The following is a 23,004-nucleotide window of genomic DNA, read 5'->3' on the forward strand; positions in this document are numbered from 1 at the left end:
TGTTACTTTTTTGCAGCGGTTTTATCCATATCCGATTTATAATAATTAGGAGGGAAGCCGTTAATTTTTCGCCATAATTCATAGTAAATAGGAACGTCATCTAATAATAACATTGCATTTGCTCCACCACCAAATCTTAGGGCATTTGGCCAGGGTTCGTCGTTAGGATCTTGCCGAATAAGTATTCGATATTTTCCATTCGGCGAGAGGTATTGATCGATACCATAAATTAATCCTCCATAAGTTCCTGAGCTAGCATTGGGCCAACCAGAAAACACGATAGCAGGCCAACCATCAAATTGAATTCGAACAGACTCACCTATATGTACCAAGGGTAAATCAATTGGATCAATATAAATTTCAGCGGCAAGTTCATAAGTTGCTGGCATAATGGATAATAGTGGAGCTCCTTCTTTTAAAACTTCACCAATACCATTAGCAATAAGTTTTGTAATAAAACAATCTTGCGGGGCTAGTATGTATTGATAAGATCTTCTTACCGCATAATTGGTAACTTGATTTTCAAGTTTATTCACAGCTATTTCGGTGTCAAATTTTGCCGATTCGGAGGAATATTTATCACTATTGAGTTTAGCTAAATCGGCATCAAATTTTAATTGGATATTTGAGAGTTCAATTTTTGCAGCAATATACTCTTGTTTACTTGCTAAAAATTTATTTTCCGCGGCTACTTTTTTTGCAAAGCTGTCTTGCATTTTAACGTTTCTATTCTCAATATCAGTCAACGATTTCAATCCTTGTTCATAAAGCTCTTTTGCTCGATCATATTGTTCTTTAGCAGTATTGTAGGCATTATCGAATGCGATTAAGGATGTACTGTCGTTTTTCACCTTTAATGCTGCTTGACTCAGTTTAATTCTAGTTTGTTCTAACTTTAATTTTCGTTGGTTAGATAACATATTGATCTGACTTTCTACTGCTTCAATCTTAGCGTTATAACTCGCTACACTTTGCTCTTTGAACTGTTTTTGGTTGGCAGTTCGGTCGAGTAGATTTGGATCAAAATACGCATCTTTTACCTCAGTAATAAATGCGATTGTATCACCTTTTTTTACGAAATCACCTTCTTGAACGAACCATTTTTCAATTCTACCTGGTATGATTGAATGAATCGTTTGCGGGCGGTGTTCAGGCTTCAAGGTAGTGACATTACCAATGGACCTTATATTTTGAGTCCATGGAAGTATAAGAATTATAATTAGTAGAATGAGTGCCCCACCAATGATTCGAAGAAAAACATTGTTTGCACTTTGATTCTCTACCTTTTTTAAGGTCGGGTAATTTTCCCGATTGACATACTTATTGATTCTATTTTTAGAGATATTCAACATATTATATCAGTTTATCTTTAAGCGATTCGTAGTTTCCTTTATCTGAAATTTTACCATTTTCGAGGAAGACTATGTTGTTGATACGCTCAGCGAGGTAGCGATCTGATGAAATGACCACCACTGTCCAATTTTGTTCCCCGGAAAGAATAAAATCTATGATCATTTTCTTCTCTTTAAACCTGATGGATTTAAAGGCGTCTTTTATTAATAATAATTTAGGTTTATCGGCGATACTTCTTGCGAGTAAAATTTTATCTAAAATCCCCTGTGATAATCGTTGGCCCTCTGGAGCAATTATGCTATTGTAGCCTCTTGGCAAGGATTTTATAAAGTCATTCAAACCAAGACGATCGACCGCCCATCGCACATTTTCTACCGTTGCGTTTTTTCTGCCCATTGCTATGTTTTCCATGACAGTTCCTTCAAACACTTTTTCTTCCATCAAGCAATCCCCGATGACTGATCTCAAATTTTGAACTTCAAGATTTCCCTGTGCAAACCCATTGTAAGTTATATAACCTTCAGAGGGTTGGTATACACCCGCTAGTAGGTGAAGTAAAGTCGATTTACCAGTATTGTTTTCGCCTGTAATCAGTAATTTTTCTCCAGGGTCAAGTTTTAGGTTGATTTGATCTAGAATTCGCTTTGGACCACTCGGATACCCAAAGGTTATTCCATGCAGTTCAACTGCCATTCCGTGATTTTCGCAATGGTTAGATATTTTTTCACCTTCATTTGACTCTAATTCTAAATCAGTAACTTGCGCTATTTTTTCAAGGGAAGTCAGTACGTCGTAGATGGTTTCTAAACTAAGTATGAGTTTTTCTACAGCATTTAGTACCATGATAATAATAATTTCTGCCGCAACAAACTGTCCAATATTCATTTGTTGTTCCATAACAAGGATACTGCCCATAATTAGCAGACCTGCTGCAACAACAACTTTAAAACCCACTAATAAGGAGAATTGTTGAACCAAAACTTTAAAATGATTTTCGCGATACTTGATATAGTTGCCAACTTCCGTATCTGTTTTTGAAAGTGGTAAATCAGTTTCTCCGGCCAATTTAAATGTTACATTGTTTCGCGCTAATTCTTCTAACCAATGGGCAACCTTGTATTTGTTCTTGGATTCTTGTAAGCTGGTTATCATTCCTCTTCGTGCTGTAATTCGGAAGATTGCCACGACCAAAATCACAAGAATAAAACTAAAAATGATAAAAAATGGATGATAGAAAGAGAGGAGAATTAATCCAAAAACGACTTGAACAGCACCAGTCGTAAAATCCATTAACATTTTTGATAGTCCTTTTTGCACTGATATAATGTCGAAAAAACGATTCATCAATTCAGGCGCATAATGGTGATAAAGTGCTTCTAGTTTTATACGTGGAATACGGAAAGCAAATTCAAATGCTGCCCGTGTGAATATTTTTTGTTGCAGGTTTTCTACGATGCGCATTTGACTTATTGATAAGACGCCGTTTAGCACGAAACCTAGCAATACAAAAATGACTAAAATTATCCAGGAGGTATTTACTTGTCCTCCTTGAATGAGGTTAATTATTGCTTGAATTCCAACAGGAAGTGATAAGTTGACTAAACCGTTTACAATGGAATATAAGTAAACGCTTCTAATGTCTTTTTTATCGGGCTTGATCAGTAACCAAAATCGACGAATGGGTTTTGTTTGACTAAATTCTTCCATTTTATTTTAACTCAAGTTGGTTTTTAATTAATTCTTGATAAAAGTTGACGATATGGTCGTTATCTGAATGATTTTGGTCTGTTAATGAAGGTAAGTGGTTTGCGAAAAAACGTTGCCTTTTGGCTCCTTCAATACAGGTGTTAACAAGCATATTTGGGTATGTGTAGTTGGGATTTATTTCCATTATTATTGCGCTTACTCTTTTTAGAATGTTTTTATATGGCGAGAAAAACCCTTCTACATTATCCGATTCAACATTTTTGTTGAAGAATAGTTTTAATGATTCAGAAATGACAATCTGGTACAATTTTATTTCGTTGATGTGCGCAAATTTGGCGTCTTCACGTACTTGCTCAGTCAGTATTTTAATGGCTTTTAATAATCGCTCTTCTGCAGATTTAATATTCATTATTCCAAAAACTAGTTTATACTCTAGCCACCCCCAGTACCAAAAGGTAATGTAGACTAAAAATAAATGTTTGCTCTCAAAATAACGGTAAATTGAAGCTTCAGTTGAGTTGATTTGTTCTGCCAATTTTTTAAAAGTAAACTTTTCAAATCCTAATTCAGCAATTAAATCAATTCCTCCAGTTATTATTTTTCGTCCTAATTCACTGGTTTCTGGGTTTTTAATGTATACTTTTTCGTTGACTTCAATACGAATATTAACTTGTAAATCCTTCATTATAAATCTGATGATTTTATCACTTGCAAAAATAATAGTATTACTATCATCTAACAAAGTGATCAAGTTAAATGTTCGTTAATAAATGTTATTTTTTGCAATAACACTTTTGAATCAAGGATTTAGCAATTATTAACAATCTGAATAGGGGGGGATATTCGCGTTAAGGATTGTAGCAATTGTTTGAGCTCTCCTTCCGTCTGAGACGGACGGAAGCGAGTGCGAAAAGCCTGACCTCAAAATCAATTCTTTGATTTTGGGGGAACGCCCAAAATAATTATTGTAGAACCAGTTCTGCTTCTTTAAAATTGAAACCAGCAGTAAACTGATCGATTGACATTCTTTTTTTGCCTTCGAGTTGTAGTTCCAATAGCTGGATCCATCCATTGTTTGTACCAAAAAACACCCCGTTTTCGTTTTCTAAAATTTTACCGGTGTTATTTTGCTCATCAATTTTATAGCGCGTATTAAAGATTTTTAGCGACTTTTTTTTGCCTTTATTGTCAATAATTTCAGTCCATGCGGTTGGATAAGGAGAGAGGCCACGGATTTTATTATGGATTGTTTTTGTGCTGTGAGACCAATTAATTTTGCAGTCTGCTTTAAAGATCTTAGGGGCATGCTTGAGTGGTGTATCTAAATTCAGTTGATCTTGCGCTATGGCCTCAACCTTGCCCTCGAAAATATTATTAACCGTTTTTGTCAATAGTTCAGCACCTTTTACCATAAGTCGGTCATGTATTGAACCAGCGGTATCTTCCTCAGAAATAGGTAATGTAACTTTATCAATTATTTTACCGGTATCAATTTCCTTTTCTATAAAAAAAGTGGTTGCTCCAGTTTGTTGGTCGCCATTAATAACAGCCCAATTGATAGGAGCAGCACCACGATACTGCGGTAAAAGAGAGCCGTGAAGGTTAATGGTTCCTTTCGGCGGCATATCCCAAACAATTTCTGGTAACATGCGGAAAGCGACAACAACAAACAAGTCGGCATTAAGGGTTTTAAGCTCATTTATAAATTCGTCAGATTTAAGTTTTTCCGGTTGTAAGACGCGAAGGTTTTGTTCTTGAGCAAAGGTTTTAACGGCGGACATTTTAACCTGTTGACCACGGCCTGCTGGACGATCTGGAGATGTGACAACTGCTGCCACTTCAATTCCCGATTCTAAAATTTGTTTTAGAGATTCAACCGCGAAATCCGGCGTTCCCATGAATACGATTTTATGTGGCATTTATATGATATTTATTGTGATAAAATTTAAAATAAGCAAAACTACAAATTCCCATGGAACCAAAATAGATGTATTCTACCCACCAAACTTGGCGAATGTTCCAGTTCCAATGAATGAAGAAAAAGTAACAGCCAGTCAAATACAAAATAATGGCAATGACTTCAATAAAAAACGAGATTTGCGTTTTACCAACACCAGAGATTGAATTAAAAAAGACAACAGTAATTGCGTAAATTATAATTGAACCGCTGATAAACTGTAGGATAAATGTTGAATCGGCCATTACTTGCGGAGCAATAGATGGATTTTGATCAATTAGTCGAATTAGGGTTTCAGGGTATAAAATGGCCCCGTGAAAGATGGTTACCATAAAGATTAAAATGAGTAGAATAATGCGACTTTGAACTTTAGGTATATCCAGTTGGTTACCTTGACCAACAAGTGTACTGACAATGGTTTTAGTAGAGGCTGCAAATCCAAAAATAGGAACAAAAGCAAGGAAGTACATGTATCGGATATTGTGTGCTGTTTCAAGAGCTGAAGTACCCATATGCTCGACTAAGGTGAAAAATACCAACCAAGTGCTGAGTGAAAATACGCCCTGTAGCATGAGAGGGAAACTTAATTTGAGTACGTGTAAGTATTCTTTCAGTCGAATTTTAGTTCGGTCAAAATTATAGTTGAATTTTTTTAGAGATGGTTTGATAAGTAGGTAGATGAATAGGTAGATAAAGCCTAAAGCCTCAGAAATTGTTGAAGCTAAGGGAGCACCTTTTAATCCCATAGGAGCAATCAGCTCATTTCCATTAATTAAAACATTATCTAAAAATATATTGCTTGTAGCAATTAACAAAACGGAGTAGAGGATTACCCGCGTTTTTCCCAGTCCCATGAAAAATCCGACAAGTGCCATGTGTTGAGCAGCAAAAAAGAGTCCGAATCCACGAATACTTAAAAAGTCGTTCATGGCCGATGCTACTGCCGGAGATTCTGAAATACTAGCAGTAATTTTATGCGCAAATAATTGCAGAAAACTGAAGAGAATCAAACTAATGAAGATGTGGTAAACTTGAGCATTGATAAAAGCTTTACCAATTGCTGAATAATTTTCCTCACCATTTAAACGAGCAATTATAATTTGGGTTCCATCAGCCAGTCCTCGAGAGAACATGAAAAGAGCGACGTAAAGAAGGCTTCCATTTCCAAAAGCTCCAATGTTTATTTCTCCAAGATTACTTACAAAAATAGCATCTGTAAATGTAACGATTGATTGAACAAATGTTCCGACCATTAATGGAGCGGCAAGCAAGAAAATCTTTCGATATGTAAACTCTTTCATTTTATTCTACCTGTATTACTAGGCCCTTTAAGTATTCACCTTCAGGATGAGTAGAACTAATTGGATGGTCAGCGGGTTGATGCAATTGCTCAAGAATTCTTACTTTACGTTCGGCAGCAATTGAGGCGGCAATTACCGTATTTGTAAAAAGTTGCTTGTCCACCACCTGTGAGCAACTAAAGGTGAAAATAATTCCACCCGGTTTAATTTGACGAATCGCATGAGCGTTCAATCTCTTATAACCTTGAACGGCATTATGTTTAGCAGAGCGATGTTTAGCGAAAGCCGGTGGATCTAGGATAATAATGTCATAATCTTCTGGTAAATCCTTTATAAAATCCATTGCATCATCAACGATTGATTTGTGTTTTGATTGATCAAAATCACCCAAAGCAACATTTTCATCGGTGAGGTCGATAGCTTTTTGAGAGGCATCAAGTGAGTGTACGAGTTTGGCGCCAGCGTTTAAGGCAAAGATTGAGAATCCGCCAGAATAGCAGAAAGTATTTAACACCTTTTTGCCTTTCGCATATTGTCCAAGGAGCCTTCTGTTTTCACGTTGATCGATAAAAAAACCTGTTTTTTGACCGGTTACCCAATTGATGGCAAATTTATTATCGTATTCCAACGCAATTTGAGGAGTTTCTACCTCATTGTGTAGGAATCGATCGCCCGTATAATCTTCATATGTTTTTGGCAATGTTCCAGAACATTTTAGATAGATCGATTTTACATCATCGCCAATCACAGTCAATAGAGCAGATTTGATTTTTTCTACATCAAGGTACATTCCAATACTATGACATTGAATTACGATATGGCCGTTATAATGATCGATGATAAGACCGGGTAAAAAATCCCCTTCAGCATGTATTAAGCGGAATATATTAGTTTGTTTGTTGTTTGTTAAACCAAGTGCTTGCCTTAAATTATATGCTGAACGAATACGGTCTTCGTAAAGATTATCACTTAGTTCTTCATCTGCAAAGAGAAGCACCCGAACCATTATACTGCCGTTTTGGAAATGACCGTAACCGAGGTGTCGTCCTTTATTGGCGATTATTTCCACAAAATCACCTTCATGGACATCACCTTCAATTTCTTTTATTGCGCCAGAGAAAACCCAAGGATGTTTTCTAGCAATTGATTTATCTTTTCCGGGTTTTAGCCTAATTTTTACAATTTCCACAATACTTGATTTTAGTCGTGCAAAAATACGATTAGTCCTTGAATATGCAAAGTGCTAATTTTTATAGGACCAAATTTGGGTTAGCTACGAATGGAATTGCAAGTTGTAGATAAATTCTTCCAGCATCCTTATGATTTATGGTTTTAACCAAAGAACGGTATAAATGATTGAAATTTTGATAATTTAAATCAAATGTTTCAACCGTTTTTATGGAACTTTCGTTATCACGATTAAAAAGAAGCTTATGAAACGAAACTTACTTATTTACCTTGCTTTCTGTACTGGAGTAACCTGGGGACAAGATGTTAATCAGGACTTTGATGGTGCGGATACTTTGGCTTGTTGTTCTATTTTTATTGAATTGGATACAGCTGCAGAAAATAATTGGCAGATTGGACCACCGACCAAAGAACTATTTGACAGTCCGTTTTCTCCACCAAATGTATTAGTTACGGATACAATCAATCCCTACACTGACAATGCTATTTCTAGATTTAATTTTGAAATCGAATTGACTGAAGAAATCGAAATCTACGGAATTTATGCGATGCAATGGACCCAGAAAATCGATATCGATTCAATAAATGATATTGGTTATATCGAATATTCTGGTGACGGAGAAGAGTGGGAAAGCGTATTCGGTAGTCCTTATGTATATAGTTTTTACGGGTATGGCGCTGATGATGTTGACACTACAGATAGTGGAATAGTCGGATTTCAAGGAACCAATGATACTTGGGAAGATATTTGGCTGTGTTTTGATTTGTCATGGATGTCTTCTACTGATACGTTTCGCTTGCGGTATACCCTTGAATCGGATACTGTTGAAAATGAAGGTCATGATGGTTGGATGATTGATAATTTAAGTGCGCATATTACTTGGTTTCACACAATAAATGAAAATGAACAAGATAATTATCTCGAAATTTTTCCAAACCCTACTTACGGCGTGGTTAATATTCAAGCACGAAAAACAACAGCATATCATGTAATTGAAGAAATGCAACTTATGGATATTAATGGGAAAATTATACGTGAGTATGGATTAAGTCCGACTAAATTTGAGATTGACTTAAGGGATCTGCCCGATGGAGTATATATTTTGAAGATAAGAACGAATATGCAGACAGAAACTTTTAAAATAATTCGTGAACCACGTAACTAATTTTACTGTATTTCTCCTTTTATTTCTAGCGCTGTACTTTGGTCTCTCGTTTGCTTTAGAAGAGGATAAAATAACAGTTTATCAATTTGAGAAAATAGATTACTTTACAGAAATGCCAATTTCAGAAGATAACTTGGTAACGGAACAAGGAGTTGCCCTAGGTAGATTGCTTTTTTATGACCCTATTCTGTCTCGAGATAGTACTTTTTCATGTGTGTCTTGCCACCTTCAGGAGAATGCTTTTGCTAGTACTGAGCAATTCGATAAGGGTTTGGACGGCGAATTAATGCGGCGTAATACTATGCCTTTATTCAATTTGGCATGGTATGAAGGTTTTTTTTGGGATGGACGTGCAAATGCAATTGAAACGCAGGTTTTTCATCCAGTAAGGGATGTTAAAGAAATGGATTTAACTTGGGAAGAAGCTGAAAAACGAATTAGAAGAAGCAGCTTTTATCCCACATATTTTTATGAGGCATTCGGTTCGTTTGAAATTGATAGCGTAAAAATCGCAAATGCAATTGCACAATTTGAGCGAACAATGATTTCAGCAAATTCTAAATTTGATCAGGTTCTTAGAGGGGAATCATATTTAACGACGGATGAATATGAAGGTTTTGGTTTGATGAATAACCAGGTAAAAGGGAATTGTTTGCACTGTCATGTAACGGATGGTAATGGATTAGGAACTACTGGAAGATTTGCAAATAATGGACTGGACACAGCAAGTTATCCCAATAGCTTTAAAGACATCGGCCGAATGGAAAGTTCTGGTAAACACGAAGACGCTGGGGTTTTCAAAATTCCGAGTTTAAGAAATCTTGCCTTCACTGCTCCGTATATGCACGACGGTCGATTTCAAACGCTTCGAGAGGTTTTAGATTTTTATAGCAGTGGAATCCAACCTTCCTTTTCAATTGATAATAAAATGGCCTTTGCACATCAAGGTGGCATTCGCTTAACGGAAGAAGAAAAAGATAAAATTTTGATGTTTTTGGCAACCTTGTCCGATTCAAGCTTTATAATTGACCCAAAATATTCGAATCCATTTCCATTGGATTAACAACTTCAAAATTACTCATCTAATTAAAATAGTCAGCGCAAGCGTCCCCGGTAGCGATACCATTAAAACAAGGAACCAAAATGCGCGATCGTTCTTGCTTGCGATACCACTAATACTAGGTACTAAAAGGCGCAAGCGTCCCCGGTAGCGATACCATTAAAACAAGGAACCAAAATGCGCAAGCGTCCCCGCTTGCGATACCACTAATACTAGGTACTAATAGGCGCAAGCGTCCCCGGTAGCGATACCATTAAAACAAGGAACCAAAATGCCCGATCGTTCTTGCTTGCGATACCACTAATACTAGGTACTAATAGGCGCAAGCATCCCCGTTTGTGATACCACTCAGAAAGTAATTTTTGAAGATTTGCCAAGCTTACTACACTGATCAACGGCCAATACCTACCGCTATACATCTCAGAGCAATAAAGTCCAACTATATTTTATTTTAAATCTTTTCTATTTCCTATAGAATTATTAACTTACAAATAAACCCAAATGTCAACGAAGTACAAATTTCATAATCCTGATGGTGCATATTTTGTAAGTTTCGCTATTGTAAATTGGTACAATCTTTTTACTCAAGAGGTGTATTTTAATGTCTTGATTGATTGTGTTAATTATCTGCGTAAACACAAAGGAATGGAGCTTTATGCTTATTGTTTTATGCCGAATCATGTTCATATGGTATTCGGTTCAAAAACAGGTGAGCCATCCAATTTGATGCGAGATTTTAAAGGTTACACGGCTAAACAACTGATAGAGGTGGTTAAAGGAAATCCGAATGACAACAGAAAAGACTTAATTATAGGTATGTTTAAGAAGGCTGGTAGATTTAAAAGTAATATCAAAAATTATCAAGTTTGGCAACATGAAAGTCATCCAATAGAAGTATATAGCAAAAAATTTGTTCGACAAAAGGTAAATTACATACATAAGAATCCAGTGGTTGCGGGATTGTGTCGATTCCCTGAGGATTATATTTACAGTAGTGCTCGGAATTATGCTGAAAAACAAATTGTGATGGAAATAGATATGATGGACAGTTATTAATTCAAGTTAGGTTAAATTCGGTAGTCACAAGCGGGGACGCTTGCGCCTACCTTCACAGAGTACAAGAAGTTTAAATCCTCTGGTTATCGCGATCTAAGATTCTTGCGTCTAAATTTTCTTCGGATCTGTAATTTAAAACAGTCAGCGCAAGCGTCCCCGCTTGCGATACCATTAACACCAGGAGCCAAAAGGCGCAAGCGTCCCCGGTTGCGATACCATTAACACCAGGAGCCAAAAGGCGCAAGCGTCCCCGCTTGCGATACCATTAAAACCAGGAGCCAAAAGGCGCAAGCGTCCCCGGTTGCGATACCACTAATACTAGGTGCTAATAGGCGCAAGCGTCCCTGCTTGCGATACCATTAAAACCAGGAGCTAAAATGCATGATCGTCCTTCTTTGCGATACTATTTTCAAAAATCGTATAAATCAAATCAACAAAAAGCAATTATCGCCTTTCTTTCCCTACTTTTGTAATCATGCAAAAACAAGAAATTATTCAAGCTGTTGCAAACCATTTCAAAGAGGAATTTGCGCATGAGTCAACAGGGCATGACTGGTTCCACATAGAACGTGTTTGGAAGAATGCTAAACTTATTAATAAGGATGAAAACGCGGATAGTTTTATTGTCGAACTAGCCGCTTTAATGCATGATATTGCAGATCATAAATTTGTAGAGGATGCAGATGAAGTAGCGAAAAAACGAACGGTTAGTTTACTCGCTAATTTGGGAGTTGAACAAAATATAATTGATCAAGTTGTTCATATTGTACTCAATAGTTCGTTTAAAGGTGGAGTAGGAGCTAATAAGATGAAATTAAAAGAAGGACTTATTGTTCAAGACGCCGATCGATTGGACGCAATTGGTGCGATAGGAATTGCAAGGACATTCGCTTTTGGAGGTAAGTTTGGTTCGCAAATTTATAATCCAGAAATTGAACCTATGACTTTCAAGAATGCCGAAGAATATCGCAAAAATCGATCCCATACAATCAACCATTTTTACGAAAAATTATTACTTTTAAAAGACGGTATGAACACCGCAACAGGTAGAAAGTTAGCGGAAGATCGGCATAAATATATGGAAGAGTTTCTCCATCAGTTTTATGCGGAATGGGAAGGGGAGAAATAAACGAAACAATTTATAATGAGAAAGATTTTTTATATCGCTGTACTTATTATTTCCATCGGGTCTTACGGTCAAGAAGGAGTTAAGGTCGGTTTAAATGTATCACCCGGTTTTAAGGTAAACATGTCAAAACAAAAAGGGACAGGTTTAAGAAATAATAACACAGGTTACGGGTTTAATGTTGGATTGCCGGTTAAAGTTTGGGTTTCAGAATTTACGGCGTTAAATACAGGTGTGAATTATGATTTTGCAGCATTTGATTCTTATTTTGATGGACTGTTAATATCAAGTTTCAGGGTTAGCGCAATTGATGTGCCTGTCCTTTTCAATATACACATGAGTGGACAATATTATGGTCTACTAGGAGGAGGTGTTGCGTATAATTTGCGAGTTGCTGATTTAAACGCTGCCTTAGGAACAAACCTTACCGGTGTTTCCAATCGAATTCAACCTTATCTATCGGTGGGAATAAATAATTTAATGGAAAAAGACTTTGGCTTACTTGAAATTGGAATTTTAGGGCGTTATCAACTATTAGATATTTGGAAATCATCCTACCAACCCTATGAAAATATCAGCTCGCACTTAGTTTCATTGGATTTATTGTTTCGATATTATTTTTAACAGCATAAAATCATCGTAAACCTGTAACCAATCCCTCTATTTTAAGTAATATAAATTATCCCGTAATGATGGTATAATTGTTGTCTTTCAAAGTGCAAGACAAATTACCGTAAAGAAATTAGAATGAATTTGAAGAAAAAACTACTGACTTTAATCGTATTACCGTTGTTAGTTCAACCCACATTATTTGCACAAGAAGAAGAAGATGAAAGGTGCATGATGCCTGAAGATAAAAAAGTGGTTAAACTTTTGAAAGAGGCGGAGAGTGGAAAAAATGATGACCGAACGCGATCAATGGCCTTTGCAGAGTCTGTAAAGCTTGCGCCTGATAATGCTTACGTTTATTATGCATATGCCGTGTATAACTTTGGAAAAGCGGATGCTTTACAAAAACAGTTTGATGAGGGTAGAGCTAATTTTAATCAACTTGAAACTGCTTATAAAGGTGCAGCAACAGCCTATAAAAAAGTCATTGAAAACTGTTCAGATTTCCATTCTGATGCTTATTATAAACTTGGTTATATCTATTATTTATTAGGAGATAAGGCGCAAGCCGCCGGTTATTTTCAGTCTTTTGTTGATTTTTCATCTAAGGACCCAGATAAATACAGCGATACTTATTCAAAAAATAAAGCCGATGTAGAGCAAATACTTCCTGAAATGGCATTTTTTGAAGAGTTTTATAAAAATGAGGTTCCATTTGACCCTAAGAATGTTGCAAATGTAAGTTCGGATAAAGATGAATATCTGCCAATTATATCTCCTGATAACCAATTGATATTTTATACCCGAAGAGGTAAATCGGATAATCCCGGTGGTGTGGTAGAATTGGTTGAAGAGAAATTTACCATGAGTGAACGTAAAGATGTAAATTCGCCTTTTAACAAAGGAGAGGCTTTACGAAACCCTTTTAATACTGGGGAGTTTTTGAATTATGGCGGAGTTTCTTTGTCCTTGGATAATAAAGAAATGTTCATTTGTGCATGTGAATCCGTTCCACCACCACAAAAGATTAATTGTGATTTATACAGAACTACTTTTGAAAGAAGTGGAGAGGGAGGCTATGACTTTACTTGGACTCCTTTGGAAAACCTAGGGCCAAATATTAATACTCCGGATGGATGGGAAGCGCAGCCTACCTTATCCCCAGACGGGAATACATTATATTTTGCTTCATGGAGAGAGGGATCTCAATTAACAGATATATACTTCAGTAAACGGCAAAAAGATGGTTCGTGGGGAAGGGCAAATCCTGTTCCTGGGCCAATCAATTCAGCTGGTCATGATAAAGGTCCTTTTATTCATCAAGACAGTGAAACGATGTATTTTGTATCTGATTGTACGCCAGATAGACCGGGTGCTGGTGGATCTGATATGTTCTATAGTCGAATGAAGGAAGATGGATCGTGGGATGAGCCTAAAAATATAGGTTATCCGATAAATACCTCTGGCAATGAAGTGGGGATGGTTGTTTCTACGGATGGTCATCTGGCTTATTTTGCTTCTAGAAATGCAAATTCTAAGGGATTTGATATTTTTTATTTCGAACTATATGAAGAAGCTCGTCCACAAAAAGTAAAGTTTATTTCTGGTGTAGTTAAAGATGAGGCTGGAGAACCTATAAATGATGCTGTTGTTGAAGTTTCATATAAAGATTCTAAAGAGAATGTTGAGATAAAAGTAAATGGGGATGATGGTAAGTTTGCGGCCATTGTAAATGTGGATGAAGAAAAACCTGAAGATGTCATGGTAACTATAAAGAAAAAAGGTCATTCTTTCGATACAAAGCTTTATAAAGCAGAGGATTTAGCAGATGAAACAGCGGTATATGAAGAGGAAATTGCTATGGAGATTGATACGATAGAAGTTGGGAAAGCGTTTACTATTGATGATATATTATATGCTACCGATTCATATGAACTCTCAAGTGATGCAAAATTTATATTGGATCAATTTGCAAAGTTTTTGGAAGAGAACCCAACTGTTGAGGTAACCATTCAAGGACATACTGATGATGTCGGCAATGACGCTACAAATAAAACATTAAGTGCCAATCGTGCTAGAGGTGCAATGGAATATATTGCTTCCAGAGGTATTAGTTCTAATCGCTTAAAATCAGAAGGTTTTGGAGAGTCTAAGCCAAAAGTTCCGAATAATTCTGCAGAAAATCGTGCGAAAAACAGAAGAACCGATTTCTTAATCACTGCCTATTAATGTTTGTAGCTTCAAATAAAATTCAGGCCATTTACCCTTATTTTATGAATGAGCTGAATGGGATTTATGTGGAAAGGGAATTGGAGAATTTATTTTATTGGATGGTTGAGGATCGATTTGCCATCACAAGAATGGATTTTAAATGGAGTGATTATAGGTTGAGTGAATCTGAATTATTAACCATTCGTTCAATTGTAAAGCGTTTAAAAAACAAGGAACCGATTCAATATATTCTTGGAAGCACTTATTTTTATAACGCTAAAATTTTAGTAAATCAACATACATTAATACCACGACCAGAAACTGAAGAATTAGTCGACTTGATTTTAAAGGAAAATGGTCCTAAAAAAACGCTATTAGATATTGGAACGGGTAGTGGTTGCATTCCAATAGCTTTAAAAAAAGAACGTTCAGACTGGGAAATTACAGGTTTGGATATTTCGCACGAAGCCATCTTATTAGCAAGTGAAACTGCTGAAATAAATTCCGTTAAAGTAAATTTTATCAATAAAAACATCTTGATAGACAACTTAGATGTTTCAGGAAATTTTGATATTATCGTCAGTAATCCACCGTATGTGCTGGAATCAGACAAAAAAAACATGTCAGATAATGTTTTGAACTACGAGCCTCATTTGGCGTTGTTTGTAGACGATAATTCCCCTTTGCTATTTTATGAGCGAATTGCAGATATTGGACAAATTAAATTAAATAAAGACGGGAAATTATACTTTGAAATACACGAAAATTTTGGACGTGAAACAAAATTAATGCTGGAAAGTAAAGGATATTCTAATGTTAACATCCATAAAGATTTGCAAGGAAAAGATCGAATGATTAGCGCAAATCTTTAATCGTAGAGCAATCTCAATCTGCCTAATACATAAGAAGCAAAAAATAAAATGCCAAGTATTGAATAAGTACAAGGTGTATAGAAATTCTATATTTGTGGGATAAATTAAAGTTATGAAAGTATTGATGGTTTGTTTAGGGAATATCTGTCGTTCTCCAATTGCAGAAGGAATTTTAAGAGCAAAAGTAGCCGAACAGCATCTTGATATTAGGACGGATTCGGCTGGAACAGCTGCATATCATGTCGGAAATCCTCCAGACTCAAGAATGATTTTGACTGCAAAAAAGAACGGATATGACATTTCGGATTTAAGGGCACGTCAATTTACTGTAGAGGACTTTGATCAGTTCGATTTAATTTTTGCCATGGATCAATCCAACTATAATAATATTTTAAAGTTAGCTAGAAATTCTAATGATGAAGAAAAAGTACGGCTAATGTTGAATGAAACAGCGCCAGGTGCAAATAGCGAAGTTCCAGACCCCTATTATGGAGGTGACCAAGGATTTCAACATGTAATTGATTTATTAGAAGAAGCAATAGAATCGTTTTTATCTCGAACCAATGGCTAAAGGTAAATTATACATTATTCCCATACCAATAAGCGAAAACACGCTCGATCAGGTTTTACCAAATTATAACCACGAAATTGTAAAAGAATTGCGTTTTTTCGTCGTGGAGAAAATTAAAACTGCACGACAATTTCTTCGAAAGATGGATCGAACCTTTCCAATTGACGACTCTGTTTTTTATGAGTTGAACAAACACGATGAATATGCTTTTAGAAGAGAAGCAATTGAAGCTTTAAAAAAGGGTAATGACGTTGGTATTTTGTCAGAAGCAGGTTATCCGGGAGTAGCTGATCCAGGTTCTGAGTTTATTGCATTAGCCCATGAAAATGCGGTCAAAATTGTTCCCCTTATTGGTCCAAGTTCAATTCTTTTAGCACTTGCGGGTAGCGGCATGAATGGGCAGGGGTTTACATTTCATGGTTATTTACCTAAAAAAGATAATGACCGCACTCAAAAGATAAAAGACTTAACGACAGCTGTTGTTAAAACAGGATTTGCCCAATTATTCATCGAAACTCCCTATCGTAACTCAGCCATGTTTCAAGATTTACTGAATACTTGCCATGAGAATTTAAAGCTAACGGTTGCATACGATATTACAGGTGAAAAAGAGCAAATTAAAACAAAGCGAATAGGAGAGTGGAAGAAGCATCCATTTTCTTTTGATAAAACGCCTTGTGTTTTTGTACTTGGCAACTAGTATTTAAAATCGAAGTAGCGAATATTAGTTCTTTTGTTTAAATAAAATGGAAGGGACTGTGTAAAATCCTTCCACTTTATTCAAATTTATTGATTTAGCCTACTTGTTAAGTTTTACTGTTAGAAATTTTGTACAATTCACCTTTACGCAATTTTTTGAGATAGACTTTAAGGTCCGATCTTACCTCACCAGATAGTATGTACAATCCAATGATATTTGGGAACGACATGGCAAGAATCATCATATCAGAAAATTGTAGTACTGAACCTAGACTTACTGATGCTCCGACCACAACAAATACTAAAAAATTAATTTTATATAGTAGTTCTGATCGTTTACTTTTACCAAATAAATAAGTCCAAGCCCGCATTCCATAATAAGACCAAGAAATCATGGTAGAAAAGGCAAATAGAAAAACAGCAATTGCCAAAACAATTGGGAACCATGATATAACCGTTCCAAAAGCCCCTGATGTCAAATTCACACCTGAAACACCTGAAACTTCATGCATTCCTGTAAAGATAATAACCAATGCCGTTAAGGTGCATACGACAACCGTATCGATAAAAGGTTCTAAGAGGGCAACAAAACCTTCGGAAGCAGGATGATTAGTTTTTGTTGTACTATGCGCAATGGCAGCAGAACCCACGCCGGCCTCGTTTGAAAATGAGGCGCGTTGAAATCCAACAATTAATACTCCAATAAATCCTCCTTTTAAGGCACTTGGTGAAAAGGCTCCTTCATAAATTGCTGTAAAAGCAGGTCCAATATTTTCAAAATTCATTCCAATAATAATTAGGGCCGCCAGAATATAAATGGCCGCCATAATCGGGACAATTTTCCCGGTCACTTTGGCAATACTTTGTATCCCTCCAATAATTACAATTCCAACAAGCACTGCGATTGCAATTCCAAAAACAAAACCATGACCTTTTAAAGCAGAAAATTGATCAGCCATAATAACAAATGCCTGATTGGATTGGAACATATTTCCGCCACCAAAAGAGGCACCTATACAGAGTACGGCAAAAAAGCCCGCTAAAAATCGTCCGAGTCCTTTTTTATTTCTTTTTTCTAAGCCATATCTTAAATAATTCATTGGACCACCAAAGATTTTTCCTTCTTTATTAATATGGCGGTATTTTACTCCTAGCGTACATTCAACAAATTTGGTAGACATCCCCAAAAATCCAGCTAAAATCATCCAAAATGTTGCTCCAGCTCCACCTAGAGATACGGCTACGGCAACTCCTGCTATATTTCCCAACCCTACAGTTGCGGAAACGGCTGTGGCTAAGGCTTGAAAATGGGTGACTTGACCGGGAGCATCGGGTTCGTTATACTTTCCAGATACGAGCTGAATGGCGTGTTTAAATCCTCTAAAATTGATGAATCCCATTCGAAATGTAAAGAATATAGCTCCTATAATTAGCCAAATCACAATAAATGGAATTGATTTTTTTTGGATGTCGCCATTAGGATGTCTCAAAGGAACAGGTTCATCGTAAGTTATATCTGCAAAAAAATGAGCACCTTGTTCTATTAAGTGCTCTTCATTATTGGGGTTAAAAATCATTTCGCCTTCAGCGAGACGGTAGTTTAATATTCCTGTCGCATTGGCCTTCACTGTAATTTCTTCCTTATTGTCAATGAGAATGACGGCAATGGGGTCTCCTTTTTTGACATGTTTACCATCTTTTATTATTTTTTGCGCCAGTACAAAGGTTTGTTCGGTTGTGGCTGTCCAGTGAGGAGCAGGAATTTGTTTAGCATCGGCATAAATTACAGGGTCATACAAGCCAATGGAAGCGAAGGGGTCCCAGAAAAGTACATTTCCAATAAAATCAACCGCGGGTTTAAAAAGTCCATTAAAATCTTCAGCAATTGATTTTGTTTTTACTTCGTATGAGCGGGAAACTGATACTTGATTGGCATCTGTAATAATGACATCATAGGAAATTCCTTCCACCAAGTTTACTGCTTTATTTGATTTAAGGGAGGTGTTTTGATCTGTCCATTTGTAAGTATAGGGGGCTTTTCCACCACTGACTTTAATTTCGATTATTCCGTCATTAATTTCACGTGATGGATTGGTGACCTCTACTTCAATGTCGAGTTCATCGTTATCATCTTGAGCAATGGTAGGTGTGTTGATAATTAGAGCTGTAGTGCAGAACGAGAGTAGTAGTTTTCTCATAATTTTTTTGATTTTTTATTTCAACTTTTAGTCTGAATTTTAATGCGTCTTGGTATTACAGAAGAAATATTATTGTTCTATTTCCTCACGCGTAGAAGATATAAAAAATCACCTTTTCTGCAAAAAAAATGGTTAAAACGATTTGTTTTTAAAAGAAAATGTATCAATTTGATGTGAAAATGAACAAAATTGACCTTTTTCGGGTTCTAACAAATTTAGTATTCGTTAAACCCTTTGCCTTGCAATATTTTAGGAATTGATTTTTCAGCTCTTGCGTAACGAGTTTTTGCTTGTTTAGCACTTGACACATGTAAAACATAACTTCTTTTGCGACCTGTTGTCAGTTTGTCAAAAGCTTTTTTTGCATCCGAATTTTGTGCTAAAACTTCAATAAGTTCAATTGGAATCTCGAAATTTTTACTGGCTTTAAAATCTACTTTTAACCCCTTTTCCTCAATTTCAATTGCCTCCTGAACATAGGTTAATAATTCCGATTTAAGATGGAGTACATCGTCGATGTTTGTAAACTTAAAATAGCGCACTGCCTGTGAGTTTTTGCCGGGTTGATGAAGTATTTTCTTTTCATCTTTTAATAAGGAACCTTTAAAAAAGCTAACAGAACAATGTGCTTTTAACGCAGATAATCCCAAAACATTTTTACCATTATACGTGTAAATAGGTGCTCCCCATTTTATGTCTTCTTTTAATGCCGTTGATTGTAAAAAGGATCTTAATATTTCAAGTTCTTCTCGCCAATTATTGACCTTGCAATCGGGAGTTTCACCTAAATCACATCTTCCACAACCGTCAATAAAATAGCGTTCTATATTGGTTTGTATGTTGGTGTTCTTCATAGGCTTAAATTAAGACTTTTTAACTGCACGAATTGCATACACCATAGGAATTTTATCTCCAAGGTGTTTAATTCTGTATTTACCTTTTTCAAACTCTTCAGTTGAATCAAAACAATCGTATGGTGAATAATCAAATTCTTGAAAGGATTTAATGGTTAATTGGTGATTCAATAGCGCAGTAAAAACCTCGCTCAGTCCATGATTCCAAGAGATGTATTCTGCTGTTAAATCTGCATTTTTATCTGCGTATGTGCCTGTTTCGGTTTCAATAATTGGGTCTGAATTAGAATATTTATATGCAATTTCAGTGAAATTATCGTTAAACATCCATACTACAGGATGAAATTCTACAAATATAAACTCGCCATTTGGTTTAAGGAAATGGTCAATTATTTTAGCCCATTTTTCCAAATTCGGTAACCAACCAATCGTTCCGTAACTCGTAAAAACGATATCAAATTTTTCGGCTAAATGATTGGGTAAGTCATAAACATCACTGCATATAAAGTTGACCACATTTCCAGTTTGTTCGGCAAGATTTTTTGCTGCTTCAATCGCTTTATCTGATAAGTCAATTCCTGTGACTTGTGCACCCATCCTACTGAGTGAAATACTATCTTGTCCAAAATGACATTGCAAATGTAAGATGGACTTGCCTTTAATATCACCCAATAAATCAAGCTCAATAGCGTTGAGGGATGTTTTACCTTTTATAAAGTTTGCTACATCGTAAAAAGCGGAATTTAAATGTGTTTCTACTTTATTGTTCCACAAAATCCGGTTGTTATTCAGATAATTATCCTCTTTTTTCACGTTATGTTAATTTAAATTAGGGTTGGTTCTTTTTTTAGGAATTGCAGGTTTAGACGCAATGACTAAGCCTTGCAAGAGTATTAAAATAATAACAATGATTCCTATTGAAAAGTTGGTTAAAATTCTCCCGTTTTGGTAGAGTGTTTCGGCTTTTTCAACAATGTTTTGAGATTCGTTCAGTTGAATTGCTGACAATTCCTTCAAAACTTTAATACCATTTTCTGTGAGTTGCAACTGTTGTATTGCTGACGGTAAAGACTTGGTTTGATAATCATCCATTATCGCAAGAAATTCGTCAAATTTCAAGGTCTCCAGTTGTGTAAATTCTGTTTTGAGGTATAATTCTTTCAGCCGATTAATATCCTCAATTAAATTTTGAGACTTTTGGAAAGTTACTTTTTCACTGGCTTTTGAAGTTAATATAATTTCTCTAATTTGATACAAATCGCTGGTCATATCCAAAATAAACCCCTGTACCATAATACGATCTTGATATAATGTACTAATGGCGCTTTTAACTTTATCGGTATGGTTCCTGTCCAAATAAGTACTGAGTAAGACCAATAAACAGAGTGCAACTAAAGCAAATGATGCAGTAAGTTTATTTTTTAAGCTATAGGTCCATTTTATCATCGCAAGTTAGGTTAGGGGAACTTGAGCAAGTGAATATACTAATATTAAACAATATTTGTCCGAAACAACTGAGAACTGTTTTATTGGAGTAAACTTTGTATTATTATCCTCAAAAAAGAACTATGGAAGCAACTTTAAAATTATTTAGCGTCTCTCGTCACAATATCATCAAAATTGTAAAGGACTTAACCTTGAATCAAATTAATGAAATACCGGCTGGTTTTAACAATAATATTGCATGGAATATTGGACATTTAGTCGCAACGCATAAAGGGTTAGTTTACGGATTAGCAGGAATAGATGGCGGTTTAGAAAAATCTTTTATTCTCAAATACAAGAAAGGATCGAAACCTGAAGGACCAATTGATCAGGCAGAGTTAGATTTTATTTTAGAAGAGCTAGCCAATGCTGTTCCTGCCTTGGAGGCTGATGTAAATGCTGGCCGCTTTGAAAATTACACGCCTTATATGACTTCCTATAATTTCGAGATTACCAATGCAGAGGAAGCACTACAATTTAATAATATGCATCATACCTTACATATTAGTAGTATATTGGCGATTAAAAGAAACCTAAAAGATAATTAACCACTATTAAAAATGAAACAAGTAGTATTAGGATTAATCGTCTCGTTGAGCATGATTAGTTTTGGACAGGATGTTGACGAATTGTTAGAAAGTGCAAGAGCTGCGAGAGAAGCAGAAAATCACAAGAAGGCTATAAAATTGTTAGAAGAAGTAATTGAGCTTGATGCATCAATTGCTGAAGCGCATATCAGTTTGGCTTATGCCAACTGGTACGAAGGGCAATATGAAGAAACATTTAAAGGGTTGAATAGCGCAATAATTGCAAATCCAGATAATGCCTATTTGTATGATACTCGTGGTTTTTTTTATAAAACGATTGGAAAGCCAAACGTGGCGTTAAGAGATTATCGAATTGCTTTAGAAAAAGCGGAGACATTTGAGAACGATACCGCTTATCATTCGGTTTTAATGAATCGCGCAACGGTTTATAGCGATATTCGTGAGTTTGAGTTAGCTTATGAAGATTTGTTACGCTGTTATCATTTTGATTCAACCAATATAAGTGTCTTAAACAATATTGCAATTACTGCTGATGAAGTGGGAAAGGCAGATGAAACCATGGGATATTTGTTCCGTGTAATTGAAATTGACTCCAATTTTGTTGCGGGTTATACTAATATTGGATTTCATTATCAATTAAGGGAAGAGTTTGAAGCTTCAATTCCTTATTTTAATAAAGCCTTAGAGTTATTGCCGGATGAACCTTTGTCATTGAACAATCGGAGCTACAGTAAAATGAAAGTGGGAGATTTAAAAGGAGCCATGGATGATGTAAATGCCTCGATTGATATTTATAGCGCTAATTCATATGCTTATCGGAATAGGGGACTCATATATTTAGAGATGGGAAAAAATAAAAAAGCTTGCGAAGATTTTAATACGGCTTTGCAACTCGGTTTCACTGAAATGTATGGTATGGAAGTGTTTAACTTAGTTGAAAAGTTATGTAAATAACGTAGTTTAACGCATGATTATAACTACTTTCATTTGAACATTTAAACCTTAATCTGAAAATAATTTATTGTTCTTATTGACCGCTTTAT

The 23,004-nt window shown here is 35.8% G+C and carries 21 protein-coding genes; 11 read left to right on the top strand and 10 right to left on the bottom strand.

Translation table 11 applies throughout. The features are described from left to right. Positions 1–2 precede the first annotated feature (2 nt). From A8143_RS14925 to A8143_RS14950, 6 genes are all read right to left on the bottom strand, one after another. Positions 3–1,352, bottom strand: a complete 1,350-nt coding sequence (locus A8143_RS14925) for an HlyD family secretion protein (RefSeq protein WP_070138465.1) — start codon at positions 1,350–1,352, stop codon at positions 3–5. Between the two features lies 1 nt (position 1,353). Beyond that, a complete protein-coding gene (locus A8143_RS14930) occupies positions 1,354–3,060 on the bottom strand; it encodes a peptidase domain-containing ABC transporter (RefSeq protein WP_070138466.1) in 1,707 nt (568 codons plus the stop codon). A gap of 1 nt (position 3,061) precedes the next feature. Next, positions 3,062–3,745, bottom strand: coding sequence for a TetR/AcrR family transcriptional regulator (locus A8143_RS14935; RefSeq protein ID WP_070138467.1), 684 nt, complete (start codon positions 3,743–3,745; stop codon positions 3,062–3,064). A 277-nt stretch (positions 3,746–4,022) separates the two neighbouring features. Then, the gene (gene fmt, locus A8143_RS14940; protein WP_070138468.1) at positions 4,023–4,979 is read right to left on the bottom strand and encodes a methionyl-tRNA formyltransferase; all 957 of its coding nucleotides are present in this window, start codon (positions 4,977–4,979) and stop codon (positions 4,023–4,025) included. After that, a complete protein-coding gene (locus tag A8143_RS14945) occupies positions 4,969–6,318 on the bottom strand; it encodes an MATE family efflux transporter (RefSeq protein ID WP_070138469.1) in 1,350 nt (449 codons plus the stop codon). Before A8143_RS14945 ends, fmt begins: the two co-directional genes overlap by 11 nt. A 1-nt stretch (position 6,319) precedes the next feature. After that, on the bottom strand, positions 6,320–7,507 hold the full coding sequence (locus A8143_RS14950; protein ID WP_217494819.1) for a class I SAM-dependent rRNA methyltransferase: 1,188 nt from the start codon (positions 7,505–7,507) through the stop codon (positions 6,320–6,322). Positions 7,508–7,751: 244 nt separating this feature from the next. Here A8143_RS14950 and A8143_RS14955 point away from each other — a divergent pair, with 244 nt between their 5' ends. The 9 genes from A8143_RS14955 (at position 7,752) to A8143_RS14995 (ending at position 16,877) form a co-directional block, all read left to right on the top strand. Then, positions 7,752–8,672, top strand: coding sequence for a T9SS type A sorting domain-containing protein (locus tag A8143_RS14955; RefSeq protein WP_070138471.1), 921 nt, complete (start codon positions 7,752–7,754; stop codon positions 8,670–8,672). Next, positions 8,656–9,735 (top strand): cytochrome-c peroxidase, encoded by a 1,080-nt coding sequence (locus A8143_RS14960; RefSeq protein ID WP_083261412.1) that lies wholly within the window; start codon positions 8,656–8,658, stop codon positions 9,733–9,735. Before A8143_RS14955 ends, A8143_RS14960 begins: the two co-directional genes overlap by 17 nt. Before the next feature lie 498 nt (positions 9,736–10,233). Beyond that, positions 10,234–10,788 carry an REP-associated tyrosine transposase gene (locus tag A8143_RS14965; protein WP_070138472.1) on the top strand — a complete coding sequence of 185 codons (555 nt, stop codon included), beginning with the start codon at positions 10,234–10,236 and terminating at the stop codon, positions 10,786–10,788. A gap of 475 nt (positions 10,789–11,263) precedes the next feature. Then, a complete protein-coding gene (locus A8143_RS14970) occupies positions 11,264–11,917 on the top strand; it encodes an HD domain-containing protein (RefSeq protein ID WP_070138473.1) in 654 nt (217 codons plus the stop codon). Between the two features lie 15 nt (positions 11,918–11,932). Then, positions 11,933–12,538 (top strand): outer membrane beta-barrel protein, encoded by a 606-nt coding sequence (locus tag A8143_RS14975; protein ID WP_070138474.1) that lies wholly within the window; start codon positions 11,933–11,935, stop codon positions 12,536–12,538. Between the two features lie 123 nt (positions 12,539–12,661). After that, a complete protein-coding gene (locus A8143_RS14980) occupies positions 12,662–14,752 on the top strand; it encodes an OmpA family protein (protein WP_083261413.1) in 2,091 nt (696 codons plus the stop codon). Next, complete coding sequence (gene prmC, locus A8143_RS14985) at positions 14,752–15,606, top strand: peptide chain release factor N(5)-glutamine methyltransferase (RefSeq protein ID WP_070138476.1); 855 nt, start codon at positions 14,752–14,754, stop codon at positions 15,604–15,606. The genes A8143_RS14980 and prmC overlap by 1 nt, the downstream gene beginning before the upstream one ends. Before the next feature lie 112 nt (positions 15,607–15,718). Continuing rightward, on the top strand, positions 15,719–16,177 hold the full coding sequence (locus tag A8143_RS14990; RefSeq protein WP_070138477.1) for a low molecular weight protein-tyrosine-phosphatase: 459 nt from the start codon (positions 15,719–15,721) through the stop codon (positions 16,175–16,177). Next, complete coding sequence (locus tag A8143_RS14995; RefSeq protein ID WP_070138478.1) at positions 16,170–16,877, top strand: SAM-dependent methyltransferase; 708 nt, start codon at positions 16,170–16,172, stop codon at positions 16,875–16,877. Before A8143_RS14990 ends, A8143_RS14995 begins: the two co-directional genes overlap by 8 nt. 106 nt (positions 16,878–16,983) lie before the next feature. Here the strand turns inward: A8143_RS14995 and A8143_RS15000 are convergent, their stop codons facing one another. The 4 genes from A8143_RS15000 to A8143_RS15015 all read right to left on the bottom strand — a co-directional run bounded on the left by A8143_RS15000 (position 16,984) and on the right by A8143_RS15015 (position 21,374). Continuing rightward, on the bottom strand, positions 16,984–19,074 hold the full coding sequence (locus A8143_RS15000; RefSeq protein ID WP_070138479.1) for an amino acid carrier protein: 2,091 nt from the start codon (positions 19,072–19,074) through the stop codon (positions 16,984–16,986). Between the two features lie 215 nt (positions 19,075–19,289). Further along, positions 19,290–19,928 carry a YdeI/OmpD-associated family protein gene (locus tag A8143_RS15005; protein WP_070138480.1) on the bottom strand — a complete coding sequence of 213 codons (639 nt, stop codon included), beginning with the start codon at positions 19,926–19,928 and terminating at the stop codon, positions 19,290–19,292. Between the two features lie 9 nt (positions 19,929–19,937). Beyond that, entirely contained in the window at positions 19,938–20,741 is an 804-nt protein-coding gene (locus A8143_RS15010; RefSeq protein ID WP_070138481.1) for a class I SAM-dependent methyltransferase, read from the bottom strand. Positions 20,742–20,747: 6 nt separating this feature from the next. After that, a complete protein-coding gene (locus A8143_RS15015) occupies positions 20,748–21,374 on the bottom strand; it encodes an MCP four helix bundle domain-containing protein (protein ID WP_070138482.1) in 627 nt (208 codons plus the stop codon). A 122-nt stretch (positions 21,375–21,496) separates the two neighbouring features. On the opposite strand from A8143_RS15015, the gene A8143_RS15020 reads away from it, so the two are divergent. Together A8143_RS15020 and A8143_RS15025 are read left to right on the top strand one after the other, a co-directional pair. Continuing rightward, positions 21,497–21,961 carry a DinB family protein gene (locus A8143_RS15020; RefSeq protein WP_070138483.1) on the top strand — a complete coding sequence of 155 codons (465 nt, stop codon included), beginning with the start codon at positions 21,497–21,499 and terminating at the stop codon, positions 21,959–21,961. A 12-nt stretch (positions 21,962–21,973) separates the two neighbouring features. Beyond that, positions 21,974–22,915, top strand: coding sequence for a tetratricopeptide repeat protein (locus A8143_RS15025; protein ID WP_139134380.1), 942 nt, complete (start codon positions 21,974–21,976; stop codon positions 22,913–22,915). The last annotated feature ends 89 nt before the right edge of the window (positions 22,916–23,004 follow it).

It is taken from the genome of Crocinitomix algicola, assembly GCF_001661595.2.
Classification (GTDB): domain Bacteria; phylum Bacteroidota; class Bacteroidia; order Flavobacteriales_D; family Crocinitomicaceae; genus Crocinitomix; species Crocinitomix algicola.

Excerpts from the sequence above, each read along its gene's own strand:
- A8143_RS15005 (WP_070138480.1), bottom strand. The coding sequence starts at position 19,928 with ATGAAGAACACCAACATACAAACCAATATAGAACGCTATTTTATTGAC.
- A8143_RS14925 (WP_070138465.1), bottom strand. The coding sequence starts at position 1,352 with ATGTTGAATATCTCTAAAAATAGAATCAATAAGTATGTCAATCGGGAA.
- A8143_RS15025 (WP_139134380.1), top strand. The coding sequence starts at position 21,974 with ATGAAACAAGTAGTATTAGGATTAATCGTCTCGTTGAGCATGATTAGT.
- A8143_RS14980 (WP_083261413.1), top strand. The coding sequence starts at position 12,662 with ATGAATTTGAAGAAAAAACTACTGACTTTAATCGTATTACCGTTGTTA.
- A8143_RS14990 (WP_070138477.1), top strand. The coding sequence starts at position 15,719 with ATGAAAGTATTGATGGTTTGTTTAGGGAATATCTGTCGTTCTCCAATT.
- A8143_RS15000 (WP_070138479.1), bottom strand. The coding sequence starts at position 19,074 with ATGAGAAAACTACTACTCTCGTTCTGCACTACAGCTCTAATTATCAAC.
- A8143_RS14970 (WP_070138473.1), top strand. The coding sequence starts at position 11,264 with ATGCAAAAACAAGAAATTATTCAAGCTGTTGCAAACCATTTCAAAGAG.
- A8143_RS14965 (WP_070138472.1), top strand. The coding sequence starts at position 10,234 with ATGTCAACGAAGTACAAATTTCATAATCCTGATGGTGCATATTTTGTA.
- A8143_RS15020 (WP_070138483.1), top strand. The coding sequence starts at position 21,497 with ATGGAAGCAACTTTAAAATTATTTAGCGTCTCTCGTCACAATATCATC.
- fmt (WP_070138468.1), bottom strand. The coding sequence starts at position 4,979 with ATGCCACATAAAATCGTATTCATGGGAACGCCGGATTTCGCGGTTGAA.
- A8143_RS14930 (WP_070138466.1), bottom strand. The coding sequence starts at position 3,060 with ATGGAAGAATTTAGTCAAACAAAACCCATTCGTCGATTTTGGTTACTG.
- A8143_RS14995 (WP_070138478.1), top strand. The coding sequence starts at position 16,170 with ATGGCTAAAGGTAAATTATACATTATTCCCATACCAATAAGCGAAAAC.
- A8143_RS14935 (WP_070138467.1), bottom strand. The coding sequence starts at position 3,745 with ATGAAGGATTTACAAGTTAATATTCGTATTGAAGTCAACGAAAAAGTA.
- A8143_RS14975 (WP_070138474.1), top strand. The coding sequence starts at position 11,933 with ATGAGAAAGATTTTTTATATCGCTGTACTTATTATTTCCATCGGGTCT.
- A8143_RS15015 (WP_070138482.1), bottom strand. The coding sequence starts at position 21,374 with ATGATAAAATGGACCTATAGCTTAAAAAATAAACTTACTGCATCATTT.
- A8143_RS14955 (WP_070138471.1), top strand. The coding sequence starts at position 7,752 with ATGAAACGAAACTTACTTATTTACCTTGCTTTCTGTACTGGAGTAACC.
- prmC (WP_070138476.1), top strand. The coding sequence starts at position 14,752 with ATGTTTGTAGCTTCAAATAAAATTCAGGCCATTTACCCTTATTTTATG.
- A8143_RS14945 (WP_070138469.1), bottom strand. The coding sequence starts at position 6,318 with ATGAAAGAGTTTACATATCGAAAGATTTTCTTGCTTGCCGCTCCATTA.